Source organism: Hymenobacter sp. GOD-10R (assembly GCF_035609205.1).
Taxonomy (GTDB): domain Bacteria; phylum Bacteroidota; class Bacteroidia; order Cytophagales; family Hymenobacteraceae; genus Hymenobacter.
Genome location: NZ_CP141184.1, coordinates 654,402 through 667,994 on the forward strand (window position 1 = coordinate 654,402; position 13,593 = coordinate 667,994).

The following is a 13,593-nucleotide window of genomic DNA, read 5'->3' on the forward strand; positions in this document are numbered from 1 at the left end:
AAGAAAAAGTTCTGATCAGACGCATTCATTATCAGAACGTCATTCCGAGCTTGTCGAGGAATCTCGCGTGCTGACGTTAGAAAGAGAGGCGAGGTAAAAAGAGCGGCACGAAAACAAGAAATTGTCTGACATCTACTTTTGACAAAGATTCACAACGACTGCGCGCGAGATGCTTCGACAAGCTCAGCATGACGTTCTTATTGTTAGGCTGCTATTGGTCAAAATCTACCATCACCTTTTCTGACAACGGCCGAGCTTGGCACGTCAGTACGTAGCCTTTTGCCACCTCCGTATCCGAGAGGGAGTAGTTCACGTCCATTTCTACTTGGCCCTCCGTTACCCGCGCCCGACAGGTGCTGCACATGCCGTTTTTGCAAGAATATGGGGCATCGGCACCGCTCTCCAGCAACGCATCCAGAATAGTATCGCCGTAGTACGACATTTCCAGCACGCGCGTGCCGCCGTCGAGCTGCACGGTTACTTGGCTGTGCTTGTCGTCGGGGGCGATGGCGCGCTGAGCCTGACGAGCAGCAGCACGCTGAGCGCTACCTGCCGAGGTAAACAACTCAAAGTGAATCTTCTCCGGAGCTACACCAGCTTCTGCTAATGCATCTTTTACTTCGAAAATCATCTCCTCCGGCCCGCAGATAAAGGCTTCGTCAATCTCGCTGGGTGGGATAAGCTTGTGGAGAAACAACCTAGCTTTTGACTTATCTAAGCGGCCAAAAAGCAGATCACTGTCGCCTTGCTCGCGGCTTAGCACATGATGCACACTTAAGCGCGCCAAGAACTTATTCTTCAGACCTTCCAGTGCTTCCTTGAAGATAATAGAGTTGCGGCCACGGTTGCCGTAAACGAGCGTAACGCGGCTATTGGGCTCCGTCAGGAGCACCGTTTTGATAATGGAAAATACCGGCGTGATGCCGCTGCCTGCCGCAAAGGCTACGTAGTGCTTGGCTTGCGTCGGGTGAAGCTCGGTGGAAAAGTGGCCTGCGGGAGGCATTACTTCTAACTCCTCGCCAGCACACAAGTCGCTCATTGCCAAGGATGAAAACCGCCCTTCTGGCACTTTCTTGATGGCCACCTGCCATTCTTCATCCAGCGGGCTGCTGCAAATGGAGTAGGAGCGCCGCAGCTCCTGGCCCTCGTGCTGGCGGCGGAAAGTGAGGTACTGCCCAGGCGTAAACCGAAAGGTGTCGCGCAGCTCGGTTGGTACGTCGAGGGCTAGAGTCACGCAATCAGGCGTTTCCTTCGCAATACGTTTGATCTTGAGCTTGTAAAAGCGGCTCATGCGTGTGGTTTAGCTAGGCCATTCAGCAGAATGGTCATGATGTTTTCTTCCAGCTCCTCGGGCGAAACGCCGCGGCCGGGGTGGTACCACAGCTCCACCCAGCGTACCGCCGACAAAATAGTGAACAACGCCACCGACACGTTCACCGGCTGGAACTCGCCCGCCGCAATGCCCTGCTCAATCAGCGCCGCAAAGCCGCGCTCGTAGCGCTTGCGGGCTTCCTTGAACTCAGCGAGCTTGCTGCCAGTCAGGTACTTCCAATCGTTGTTGCCGACCGACACAGCGGCGCCATCTTCCACCATCAGCCGAATGTGCAGCCGAATTAAGGCCTTGATCTTATCGACATAAGAAGCCTCCGTGTTTTCAATCTCCGTTAAGTGCGAGATGTAGGTATCGGACACGTAGAAGCAGATCGTCTCCAGAATTTCGTCTTTGGAGTTGATGTGGTTGTACATGCTGGCAGCCTCCATGCCTACCTGCGCCCCTAGGTCACGCATAGACGTTCCGGCGAAACCTCTTTCCTTGAACAGCTTAGCGGCCTCATCCAGAATGAGTTGGCGTTTGTTCGTCTTAACCTTTTTGATCATCATAGCGGAGTTGCGCACCTACGCTTCGCTTCAGGGCCGAAAGCAGCACTACCTCGCCAAAGTGCCTAGCAACGTAGCGGCGTGCTCAAAGCAAGCAGCGAAAGAAAAGCTAAATGTATTGGGCTTTTACGGTACTAACAAACATTCGTTATTAGCAACTGAGTTGCACCTAAACCATAAAAAGCCTAGCAAGCCCGTAGCGCGCATATTTGCTGCGCTTAGCTGTAACTGAGCATCTTACCGCCTCGCTAGCTCAGCTATTATCAACTTTTTTCTATTAAACGCGAGTTATTACTAGTGGAAAAGGGGCAATTGTGAAATAAATGCAATTAATTTGCTGTAAAATATAAATATAGGCAAACGGATGTTGCACCAAACGAAGCAAATGGGTTTTCGTTTTACGTGTTGCTCGCCCTACTTGACTTAGGTAACCGGAGGCGCGACCTCCAGCCTAACGCCCACGCCTATGCTCAGTAGCCTAGCTTCCTTGTGTGTGGAAACGCTAGAACGAAGCTAGGTCGAGGTAAGAGGAGATAAATACGTCCATTTGCTTATCCATAAAATGAGCGAATCAACTTACAATATGAAAAATATACTAGCCATCGGACTGACGATAGTTGCGTGGCTACTAGCGGCTCACCTAGTGCAGCAGCTATCGATGATGTGGTTTGGGTGGGTGTTGGCTGGGCGGCATGGCATGGCCTTTTGGGGACGGTTCTTTGTGCTAATCGTGCCGCATGCGCTGGCTTTCTTTTCCACCGCTTTCATCTCTTTAGCCGTTGCCGTCGCTAGCCCCGATTCTCGTAAAACGCTTCAGATCTTGTGCTTGCTGAACTTTGTGTTCATGCTCAAGTGCCTGTTCATCGACCCGAAAAGCTGGCATACTTGGCTGGCCATGGGCTCTTTCCTAGCCGCCACGGTTACGTGCGCGGGCTTGTTGCAGGTAGTAACACCCAACAGGGAGCACTCAGAGTCGTAAAAGCACGCTGCCACAAAAAGCTAGCTCCACAAAAAAGCCGCCCGATACTACTGTGTCAGGCGGCTTGCTTGCCTGTTCATAACAGGCTGTAATAGAATTTTTGCCCAGCATAAGCAGCCGTTAGGCATGCTGCATGTTCTTGTTGATTTTGTAGCCGCTTAGGCCGAAGTACAGCACCACCACAAAGCACACTAGCGGTACCACGTAGCCGGCCTGCGTGGCGTCGCCCTGCATGTCGATGACGGTGCCCATGATGTAGGGGATGATGGCGCCGCCCACAATCGACATTACCAGCCACGAGGAGCCGGGCTTGGTGTCGTCGCCCAGGCCAGCAATGCCGAGCGAGAAGATAGTGGGGAACATGATGGACATGAAGAAACCGAGGCCGCCGAGGGCGTAAATCACGTAAGCGCCGTCGCCAAATACTGCCACGGCGCACAGCAAAATGGCCGCCACCGCGTAGATGGAAAGTAACTTCTGCGACGAAACGTACTTGAGCAGCGCCGTACCCACGAAGCGCCCAGCCATAAACAGCAGGCCATAGACACCTAGGTAGTAGCCAGCGGTTTTCTCGTCGACGCTCGCGCCCTGCTTGGCCATGCGAATGAAGAAGCTCGTGACGCATACCTGCGCCCCTACGTAGAAGAACTGCGCAATGACGCCCCAGAGCAAGTGCTTGTGTTTCAGCACCGCGAAGAAGCCGCCACCCTGCGAAGGCTCCTGTTCTTCGGCTTTCACTTCGGGGAGCGAGATGAAGTAAAACAGCACCGCTACTAGCAGCAAAATACAACCTAGCACGAAGTACGGCATCTTCACGGCCGCGGCTTCCTGGGTCAGGTAGGCATTGCGAGCCGTTTCCGACATGGCCGCTAGCGCCTGCTCACTGTACTCCTTGCCCGATAGAATCAGGTTGGTGCCGATGATGGGCGCAACCATGGCAGCTAGGCCGTTGAACGAAGCCGCTAGGTTTAGGCGCTGGGTTGATTTAGCCGGGTCGCCGAGAATGGCGGCGTATGGGTTGGCCGTGGTTTCCAGGATGGTAAGGCCGCAACCAATGATGAACAGAGCCAGCAAGAACAAGCCATACGAACGCGCACTAGCCGCGGGCAAAAACAAGAACGCGCCCGCCGCAAACGTCACTAACCCCACAATGATGCTGACTTTGTAGCCTAGCCTCTTGAGCAGCACGCCCGCCGGAATAGCCATCAGGAAGTACGCCAAGAAAACCGCCGTATCCACCAGCGTCGACTGCCGGTTGTTCAATTGGCACGCCTTTTTGAGGTGCGGAATCAGGATGGAGTCGAGGTTGTGGGCCATGCCCCACAGGAAGAAAAGGCACGTGACCAGAATAAACGGGAACGTGTAATTCCGGCGGCCGGTGCCCTCGGCAATTGTCGCCGTGGGTGCTGAGTTCGTTGCAATTGCCATTAGCTAGTGGGTTTTGGGGTTAGGAACGTAGTTTCACCACGAGCAGATGGTCGCAAGCTAGCACCACTTCGCCGTGTTCGTTGAGCACCTCCACGTGCTCAGTAACGGTGCCGTAGCCTGGCTTCTTGCCTTCTTCCTTGTTTGAAATCGTGACTTCAGAGTGGATAGTGTTGCCAATGAATACCGGCTTCACAAAACGCAGTCGGTCGTAGCCCTTGGAAAAAGCCTCGGGGTTAATCTCGGAAGCCGTCAGGCCGATGCCGATGCTGAAGATCATGGTGCCGTGAGCAATGCGCTGCTGGAAAGGCTGAGTCTTGCACCACTCGGCGTCCATATGGTGCGGGAAGAAGTCGCCGGTGTGGCCGGCGTGCACCACAAAGTCGGTTTCGGTGATGGTGCGACCTAGGGTCACCCGTTTGTCGCCGAGCTGATAATCTTCGAAGAAGGTGGATTTGAAATACATGCAATACTTATCGGTTGATAATTGTTAGCGCATGTCATGCTGAGCTTGCCGAAGTATCTTGCGTGCAGGAGTACCTCCCTTTGCTAGGACTACTATTGCACGCGAGATGCTTCGGCAAGCTCAGCATGACGGTCTGCTAGTTGGTTGTGGTAAGCTGATCAGCCACGACTACGCCGCCTTGGTCACTTGAAATATAGGCGCTTTCTACCACAGCCATGGTTTTGATGACGTCTTCCACGCTGGTGGGCAGCACACCGATTTCGCCCTGCTTGTATTGCATGAGGCTGCCCATCGTACCCATGAAAGCATCGGGGAACCAGGAGCCTTCTAGCTCCGCGGTGTGCCAGGTGGGGGCTTGTCCTTCTTCCATAATGCAGTACTCGAACTTATCGGGCACGCCGTGCGGGTAATCCATTAGCAAGCCCATTCTAGCTTTGATGACGCCCTTCGTGCCTTCCCACTTGATAAAGCTCTCCTGGTTTTCAGGGCCGAAGGAGTGGTCATGGTTAGTATTGATGACGGCGTGCATCGTGTCGCCATAGTCAAACAGGATGGTGGAGCGAGAGGAAGACAAGGACTTAGCCGGGTGCTTCAAGGTTTTGGCCATCACGCTGTGCGGCTCACCTAGGAACGACCGAATCAGGTCGATGTAGTGAATGCTGTGGTACTGAATTTCCAGGCGCGGATGCACCATCACGTGCGGAAACAGCTCCCAAGGCGTTTGCAGCGTCACGCGCACTTCCAGGTCGTACAACTCGCCAAGCAGCCCTTGCGCGAGCATGGAGCGGGCGGCGCTCACGTAGGGCGCGAAACGCAGTTGACAGTTGATGGCGGCAGCTAGGTTTTTGCGCCGGCAAACTTCCAGTATCTCTTTGCTCTGCCAGAAGTAGTCGCCCATGGGCTTCTGAATCAGTACGCCGCAGCCATCGGGCAACTGGTTCAGGGTCTCGACAAACTGCTCGGGCATGATGGTGATATCGTACACGGCATCTTTCGGCGCGTGCGCTACGGCATCAGCTACATTGTCATACACGTGCGGAATGCCCCACTCGGCAGCTAGCTTCTCGGCGCGTGCTCGGGTGCGGTTGGTGATGCCCACGACTTCGAAGCCGGCCTTTTTATAAGCGGGCAAGTGCGCGTCGCCTACGATGCCACCCGCTCCTATAATCACGATGGGCAGCGGATTTTTGGGCAGTACTGGCTTGTACTGGATGGGGGTGCCGTTTATCTCAAACATGCTCAAACGAATTAATTTTTGATTGACCTGCGGCTAGCAGCTGTTCTATATCTTGGTCGGTGCCAATGGCTTGCAGCACTACTTCATCAATGATGCTGGCGATTTTCGCCCATGTGCTTTTCTGCGGCAGGCTCTCGGCTTGCTCGTGCAGCATGGCTAGCTTGTGGTAGTAAGGCACCGTGGCGCTTACCTCGGCATCGTGCCACGTCGAGAGACGGCAACCAATGCCGCCTTCCAAAGTCAGCAGCTTGTCGTTCTGTGGGTTGACGGCGAAGCAGATAAAGTCGTAAGCCGTTTGCTTGTGTTGGCTGCCGGCGCCAATGGCGTACAGCCAATACACGTTCAAAGAGCAAGGCTTGCCGCCTTGGCCTTGCGGAATGGTGGTAATATCTACCTTGCCTTTCACGGCCGAGCTTTCATCCACTTCGCACATGGAAGCAAAGCCAAACCAGTTGATCATCATGGCTGCTTCGCCCCGCATGAAAGCCATGCCCGCCTGCACCGACTCGTAGGTGTCGGAGCTAGGGTGAATGGCTTCTTTGTCGCGCAGCAGGTTGCGGTAGAAAGCTAGGCCAGCCTTAGCTTCCGGTGTGTTGATCTGCACGCGGCCTTGCTCGTCCACCAGCTTGCCGCCTCTTGACCAAAGCTGTAAGCAGAAGTCGAACACCGTATTATGGCCGTCCGGGTAGGCGGCCACGATGGTGCCGTAGAGGTGTTGCTCGGGGCGGTGGAAGAAACGAACGACGGTGTGGAAGTCCTCCCAGGTTTGAGGCGGCTGCAAGGGCTTGCCGTGCTGGCGCTGAAACTCAGCTTGCTCAGCAGGGTCTTCAAACAGATCCTTGCGGTAGATCAGGCACTCGGGGCCGTCGTGGAAAGGCAGCCCCGCCACATCGTCGCCGTATTGCTGCATGCCTAGCAGTGACTGGCTCCACCCTTGGGGGAAGTCGGTGGGCGGGTTTTCGGCTAAGTACGGCGCTAGGTTTTCGAGGGCGCCAGCTGTATAAGCTTCTAAGAGCCAATCGGTATTGATGTGGGCCACATCCCAATCGCCCTTGAGCAAGCCTTCGTCAGTGAGCAGACTTTGATGGAGTGGGTGCAAGTCCATGGACACCATCTCGGCCTGTAGCTGGCAGCCCGTGTGCTCGCAAAAGCTAGCCCACAGCTTCTCCATCGCACTTTCAAACGGGCCGAACTTGCGCACCGCAATGCGGAAAGGCTGGGTGTCAGGCGTCATGACGAGCGGCTTTTAGGTTCGCTATTTCCTGAAGCAGCGCTTCGTTGTCTTGACCTAGCTTGGGCGAGCCTTTCGGGGAGGTAAGCAGCTCGCCATCAATGCGCACGGGGCAGCGGGTGGTCTGGTATTGGTAGCCGTCGGTCATGGTCACGTGTTGCAGCATGTCGAGGGCTTTGAAGCCGTCGTGCTGCATGAGCTTGTCCCAGGTCAGCACATCGGCGCACCAGATATCGGCGGGTTCCAGGATGGCTAGCCACTGCTCGGTGGTGCCGGTGCGCAGGTGTTCGGCTAGGGTAGCTTTTATTTCGTCGCGCTTGGAAAAGGCCTCACTTACTTCGGTGTAGGCTAGGAGCGGTTCGCAGCTCAGAAGCTTGCCAAGCACCGGGATGGAGCCCATGGCTAAGGCTAGGTAGCCGTTGCTGGTTTGGTAAATGCCGTAGGGCGCCCCGAGGTAGGCGTGGGCATTGTTGCTTTCCGTGCGCTCGGGCAGCACGCCGCCATCGTTGTAGAAAGTGGTGATAGTTTCAAACTGAAAGTCAAACGCTGATTCGAGCATGCTCACCTGCACCAAGCCGCCTTCCCCTCGCACGCTACGACGCACCAGGCACGCCAGCAGTCCTTGCGCTAATTGGGCACCAGCCAGCATATCCACAATGGAAAGGCCCATTGGGACGGGACCATGGCTGGCATTCCCGCTGAGCCACGTCAGGCCCGAAAACGACTGTAGCAGCAGGTCTTGGCCTGGTTTGTCGCGCCACGGGCCTTCGGTGCCGTAGCCGGAGATTTCGCCGTACACCACGCTGGGGTTCAGCTGCTTTACGCTGGCGTAGTCGAAGCCTAGGCGCTCCATCACGCCGGGGCGGTAGTTGTGCATCACTACGTCGGCTTGGCGCACGAGCTCGGTGATGTACTCCCGATCTTGGCTGTTTTTCAGGTCGGCGGCAAAGCTTTCCTTGTTGCGATTGATGGCATGAAACACCGACGACTCGCCATTCATGATGACGTTGGAGGTGTACAGGTGCCGGCAAATGTCGCCCGTCTCGGGGCGCTCAATCTTGATGACCCTAGCTCCAAAATCAGCCAGCCGCAAACTGGCAGACGGGCCGGAAAGGAACTGGCTAAAATCAACGACTAAATAATCTTCGAGTGGTTTCATCGGTTAGTGGTCGGCCAGGTTAAACTCCTCGTTGATGCGCTTCGTGTCCACGCCGGGCCTGGGAGCGGCCTTGTCGGAGTACAGCTTTTGCCCGTCGATGCGGATGGGGCAGCGAGTGGTGGCTAGGTCGTGGCCGTCGGGCAGCTTCACGTGCTGCTGCATGCCGATAGCCTGGTAGCCAGGGGTTTGAGTCGCTTGCTGGTAGTTCAGTACTTCGGCGCACCAAATGTCTTGGGGCTCCAAGATGGCGAGCCACTCTTTGGTCGCCTTGGTTTGGAGCTTGTCGGTAAGCAACGCCGCTATGTCGTCGCGGTACTCAAACCAGGAGCTAGGGCTAGGATATGCATCCAAGATGCCGCAACCTAGGCTCGCGTCAAGCTTGGGGAGGTTGCCCATGGCTAGGGCTAGGTAGCCGTCTTGGGTCGGGTACACGCCGTAGGGCGCGCTGAGGTAAGCGTGGGCTGTGCCGCGGGCGCCACTGCGCGAGGGCAGTTGGCCGCCGTCGTTCAGGTACGTCGTGATAACCTCGAACTGCATGTCGAGCACCGATTCCAGTAAACTCACTTCCACCAGCACGCTCTGCTTGGTTTTGGCCCGCTTGAGCAGCGCCGCCAGCAAGCCTTGCGTGAAGTGCGACCCACAGATGATATCCGCCACGGCAATGCCAAACGGCACCGGCCCGTCGTTCTTAGTGCCCGACAAATACGTGAGGCCTGACAACGACTGGATCAGCAGATCCTGCCCCGGCTTCGCGGCCCATGGTCCTTTGTTGCCGTAGCCCGTCACGATGCCGTACACAATGCGCGGGTTGATGCCGCGCACCGATTCATAATCCAGCCCGATTTTCTCCATGATGCCCGGCCGGAAGTTGTGGGTCATGATGTCGGCCTGGGCTACCAGCTTGCGCACACGGGCTAGGTCCTCGGGGTCTTTCAGGTCGGCGGCGTACGACTCCTTGTTGCGGTTGATAGTGTGAAATACCAGGCTGTCCCCGTCAATAAAGAGGTTCTTAATCGCAATCTGCCGCCCTGCTTCGCCCTTGCCGGGGCGCTCAATTTTGATAACCCTGGCCCCTAAGTCGGCTAGCCGCAAGCCTGCTGAGGGAGCTGCCAGAAACTGCGCAAACTCTACTACCAGAATACCTTCTAATGGCTTCATTTGCTTACTCTTTGGTTCGGGATTCACGGTAGAGGTCGTTCAGTTGCTTCAGCAGCGTGGCTTCGTCGCCGCCGTTCATTAGATACTGGCGCACTGGCTCACCGGCGTGGTCCTGGAAGAACATGTGGCCGTGGTACCTAGGTCGGAGGAAAGCGCGTTGCAAGGACGGCAGCGTGGAAGCGAAGTAATTGCTGCTCTGGCTATTCACGTACTCATCTTGCCAGGCGCTGAGGTGGCCCGGTTGGCCGCCGTTGTCGAAGTACAACGTCTGTTGGCAAGTGGGCGAGGCCACGAACTCGGCGTATTGCGCGGCTTCTTGCACGTGCTGGCACTTGGCCGAAATAGCTAGGCCAGTGCCGCCCAATGTGCTGCGCAGGCGCGACTCGCCGTTGAGCGTAATCATGTCGTGGAAGTGCAGCAGCTTGCGGGCGTAGCCGCGGCGCGAGTAGTTGGAGTAGCCGTAGGCAAAGGGGCAATACGCAATATCGTCGGTCAGCGTCATGGCCTCGTACACCTGAATGGGGTTGCGGTGGAAGCACGCCGGATCGACGCGGCTAGCAAGCTGGCGGAAAAGCTGCAACGCCTGAATACCAACGTGTTCACTCACGACTACCTCTTCCTGCTGACACGGATCTTCCCCCAAAGACGAGCAGAACATGTAGAAGCTCATCAGCGTGTCAATCGGAATGAGTGAGAAGGCTACCAGCTTGCGGTCGGCGAGAGCGAGCAGGTCTTCGTAGGTTTCAGGGAGCTGAAGGCCATGCTCGGCTAGCAAGTCGGGGCGGCTGGAAGCTACCGGCGTGGCGGCATCAATAGCTAGGGCCCATTGGTGACCATTGAAAGAATAACTCTCGAAGGAATGCCCCACCGTGTTTTGCGCCTGATCGGCCAGGAACTCCGCCGACAGGTGCTCATCCAAGGGTAAGATAGATTGCGTACGCGCCGCAAAACCTGCCCACGGATGGTCAATCACGAGCAGATCGTAGCGCTCGGCGAGCTGCTGAATGGACATATCGGCGAACTGCTGCAAGGAGCGTTTCTCCCACGTGATATCCACATTCGGGTGCAATTCGCTGAAGCGCTGCGCGGTAGCCGTCATCGGCACGAAGCCGCGGCTATGATTCCAGGTAATTCCTTTTAATACGATTCTCTCGGCGGCCATTTTAGTTTGTTTTCAAGCGGAGTAGGGGGGTGGAGTGATGTGTATTTTGTCATCCCGAGCACAGCGAGGAATCTGGATTAGCCTCCTATGTTTGTTATCCAGATTCCCCGCTGTGCTCGGGATGACAAATGAACTAGTTAGTGCTAACCACAAAATGGTAAGTACCAGCGCTAGCACTAATCCGTGCTTTGCCTCGCTCTATACCTAGCAGTTTCAAGTCTTGGTGCTGCGCTAAGGGCTGGGTCCCTTCCACGATTTTGGAAGAAGCCATGGCAGGCAAATAGATGGTGGCCGTGGTGTTAGCCGGGATAGTCGCCGTTAGCTCGAACGTGTTGCCAATTTTCTTCCAATTACTGATAATCAAGCCGTAGGGCGAGTGGTAGCTGGCTTTGGCTGCCGTGACATCACCCACCGGCTCGGGCCGAATGTCGATCTTGTTGAAGGCCACGCCATCTTTCGCGGGGCGGATACCTGCTAGGCCGCCGTAGAGCCACTCCATCAGGTGGCCGAGCATGAAGTGGTTGTTGGATACCGTTGGCAAGGCCGCCCACGATTCAGTCAGGGCGGTGGCGCCTTTGGCGAGTTGGTAGCCATAGCCGGGCACGTCGGAGCGGCTGTTCATGTCGAAGATGACGTCGGAGCGGCCTTCCTCGTCGAGCACTTGCAGCAGGTAGCGGTAGCCGATGTCGCCAGCCGTGAGGCTGTTGTTGCGGCTGCGAATGTCTTTCACAATGTTCTCGATTACCGCCGCCTTATCCTGGGGCTCTACGAGCTTCATATACACGGCCATGGCGTTGGCAGCTTGGCTGCCGGTGGCGTACTGTTTCGTGTCTTTGTTGAAGAACTTGGCGTTGAAAGCGGTTTTCACTTCGGCCGCTAGCTGGTCGTAGCTAGCAGCATCTTGGGGCTTGCCGAGTAGGCGCGCAATTTTGCTCAGCAGCGTCAGGTCGTAGTAGTACATGGCCGTGCCGGTCACGCCCATCGGCGTGAGCTGCGACACACCTGGCGGCTTGGGACCTAGGTCGTACCAGTCACCCAGGCCCTGAGACAAGATATGGCCGTTGGCTTTGGTGCCGAGGTAGGCAATGTAGCGCTGCATGGTGGGATAGCTAGCGGCGAGCGTCTGCCGGTCGCCGTACCACTGGTAGAGGTACCAGGGCGTGATGATGCTGGTGCTGCCCCACTCGGGCGAGTCGCGGAACATGTCGCCACCCCACTCAAACTTGACGTACTCGGGCGCAATTTCCGGTACGAGGCCGTTGGACAGTTGCGAGCTGCGGATGTCCTGTAGCACCTTCCGAGTCAGATCGGGTACATCGTAGTTGTAGAGCACCGAGCTGAGCATCAGGTGCGTTTGTTCGAGCCAGCCGAGCTTTTCGCGGTGGGGGCAATCAGTGAAGGTGCTCACCATATTGCTCTTGATAGCCCAGTCGATGAGCGTATGGGTGTGGTTGAATAACTCGTTGGAGCAGGCAAACTCGCCCGCACGCTCAGCGGCGTTACGGATGTGCAAACCTTTGAGCGCTACTAGCTGAGGTGCATTCTGTGGGTTGGCTTCGCCTTGTGGCACGCCGCCTTTCACTTGCAGATAGCGAAAGCCGTAGTAAGAGAAGCGAGGCTGCCAGGTTTCGGTGCCTTCGCCTTTCAGAATGTACTGGAAGTAATAAGGGCTGCCCGCGTTTTTCTGGTTGATAGTACCGTCTTCCTTCAGCAACTCGGCGGGCCATATGCGGACTGTGTCGCCCTTGTGGCCTTTCACTTGGAGTTGCACGATCCCCGAAGCATTCTGACCTAGGTCGTACACCCAAGTACCCGCTACGGGCTGCGTAGTCTTCTTCGGCGCGAAGTTCTCAAACACCTTCAGCGGCTCTTGTAGCTGGCTCGTTAGGCGCGGCGGACCGTCTACCAGCAACACGGGTTTCCAATTACCTTTCGGTTCCTGGAAGCTAGGGGTGTCCCAGCCGGGTTGTTCGAGCGTGGCGTTGTAATCTTCGCCGCCGTAGATGCTGGAAAACGTGATAGGGCTAGGTGCCGTGCGCCAAGACTGGTCGCTGAGAATGTTCTGCGTAGTGCCATCGGCGTACTCTACCAGCAGACGGCAGATCATCTTGGGGTAGCCAAACGCCACCTTCAGCTTGCGGTAGCGTCCCTTCACCGGCGGCACGTAGTAGAAGCCGTTGCCGAGCATCACGCCCAACGAATTCGGGCCCGCCTTCAGGCGCTCGGTGAGGTCGAAGGTCACATACTGGGCTTCTTGGTCGTACTTGGTCCAGCCGGCGTCGAGAAAATGCTCGCCTACTTTCTGCCCGTTCAGGCTCAGCTCAAAGTGACCTAGGCCGGAAACGAAGATGGTAGCTTTCTTGATGTTTTTCTTGAGTGTGAAGCTCTTGCGCAGCAGCGGCAGCGTATTGCTACCATAATAGCGGTCCTTTTTGCCGTCGGTGGGCAGAACGTTTTTGCTCGAATCAGGGAGCTGCTCGTAGGCGATCCAGCGGGCGCCTTTCCAGTCGGCTTTTGCGGGTAAGCCCATCTGCCACTTGGCCGAAGAACTCCACGCCGAAGCGGTGTTCTGGTTGTCCCAAGCCATTACCTTCCAGTAGTAATTCTTGGTGGGCTGCAGGGGCTTGCCGGCGTAAGCTACCTGAATAGAAGCACCGGAATTGACCTTCTTCGAATCCCAGACGTTGCCCGTGTTGGCTTTGAGCAGCTCGGGCGTATCGGCCACCAAGATACGGTAAGCCAGCTGCTTAGCTCCGCGTCGGTCGGTATTCAGTTGCCAACCTAGCCTCGGCACCGTTACCTCTATGCCCTTCGGATCTGCTTTGTACTCGCAGGTAAGCTTTTTAAGAACAAGCTGTTGGGCAGAAGCTAAATAGGTGCTTAGCACAAGGATTAGCA

Annotated in this window: 11 protein-coding genes; 1 reads left to right on the plus strand and 10 read right to left on the minus strand. The window is 56.2% G+C overall.

What is annotated here, in order from left to right; genetic code table 11:
• Positions 1 to 211: 211 nt before the first annotated feature.
• Positions 212 to 1,291, minus strand: a complete 1,080-nt coding sequence (gene paaE / locus SD425_RS02740) for a 1,2-phenylacetyl-CoA epoxidase subunit PaaE (protein ID WP_324675148.1) — start codon at positions 1,289 to 1,291, stop codon at positions 212 to 214.
• On the minus strand, positions 1,288 to 1,881 hold the full coding sequence (locus tag SD425_RS02745; protein WP_324675150.1) for a TetR/AcrR family transcriptional regulator: 594 nt from the start codon (positions 1,879 to 1,881) through the stop codon (positions 1,288 to 1,290). The genes paaE and SD425_RS02745 overlap by 4 nt, the downstream gene beginning before the upstream one ends.
• A gap of 580 nt (positions 1,882 to 2,461) precedes the next feature.
• Here SD425_RS02745 and SD425_RS02750 point away from each other — a divergent pair.
• Positions 2,462 to 2,857, plus strand: a complete 396-nt coding sequence (locus tag SD425_RS02750; RefSeq protein WP_324675153.1) for a hypothetical protein — start codon at positions 2,462 to 2,464, stop codon at positions 2,855 to 2,857.
• Positions 2,858 to 2,977: 120 nt separating this feature from the next.
• Here SD425_RS02750 and fucP read toward each other — a convergent pair whose 3' ends face one another.
• The 8 genes from fucP to SD425_RS02790 all read right to left on the minus strand — a co-directional run bounded on the left by fucP (position 2,978) and on the right by SD425_RS02790 (position 13,582).
• Complete coding sequence (fucP, locus tag SD425_RS02755) at positions 2,978 to 4,285, minus strand: L-fucose:H+ symporter permease (protein ID WP_324675155.1); 1,308 nt, start codon at positions 4,283 to 4,285, stop codon at positions 2,978 to 2,980.
• 19 nt (positions 4,286 to 4,304) lie between these two features.
• Positions 4,305 to 4,748 carry a MaoC/PaaZ C-terminal domain-containing protein gene (locus tag SD425_RS02760; protein WP_324675157.1) on the minus strand — a complete coding sequence of 148 codons (444 nt, stop codon included), beginning with the start codon at positions 4,746 to 4,748 and terminating at the stop codon, positions 4,305 to 4,307.
• A gap of 136 nt (positions 4,749 to 4,884) precedes the next feature.
• Positions 4,885 to 5,985, minus strand: coding sequence for a Gfo/Idh/MocA family oxidoreductase (locus SD425_RS02765; protein ID WP_324675159.1), 1,101 nt, complete (start codon positions 5,983 to 5,985; stop codon positions 4,885 to 4,887).
• Entirely contained in the window at positions 5,978 to 7,219 is a 1,242-nt protein-coding gene (locus tag SD425_RS02770; protein WP_324675161.1) for an extracellular solute-binding protein, read from the minus strand. The genes SD425_RS02765 and SD425_RS02770 overlap by 8 nt, the downstream gene beginning before the upstream one ends.
• Positions 7,209 to 8,375 carry a CaiB/BaiF CoA-transferase family protein gene (locus tag SD425_RS02775; protein WP_324675163.1) on the minus strand — a complete coding sequence of 389 codons (1,167 nt, stop codon included), beginning with the start codon at positions 8,373 to 8,375 and terminating at the stop codon, positions 7,209 to 7,211. Before SD425_RS02775 ends, SD425_RS02770 begins: the two co-directional genes overlap by 11 nt.
• A 3-nt stretch (positions 8,376 to 8,378) precedes the next feature.
• On the minus strand, positions 8,379 to 9,533 hold the full coding sequence (locus SD425_RS02780) for a CaiB/BaiF CoA-transferase family protein (RefSeq protein WP_324675166.1): 1,155 nt from the start codon (positions 9,531 to 9,533) through the stop codon (positions 8,379 to 8,381).
• 4 nt (positions 9,534 to 9,537) lie between these two features.
• Positions 9,538 to 10,695: an ABC transporter substrate-binding protein gene (locus SD425_RS02785; protein WP_324675168.1), complete on the minus strand. Its 1,158-nt coding sequence runs from the start codon at positions 10,693 to 10,695 to the stop codon at positions 9,538 to 9,540.
• Positions 10,696 to 10,828: 133 nt separating this feature from the next.
• On the minus strand, positions 10,829 to 13,582 hold the full coding sequence (locus tag SD425_RS02790) for a family 78 glycoside hydrolase catalytic domain (protein ID WP_324675170.1): 2,754 nt from the start codon (positions 13,580 to 13,582) through the stop codon (positions 10,829 to 10,831).
• Positions 13,583 to 13,593: the final 11 nt, after the last annotated feature.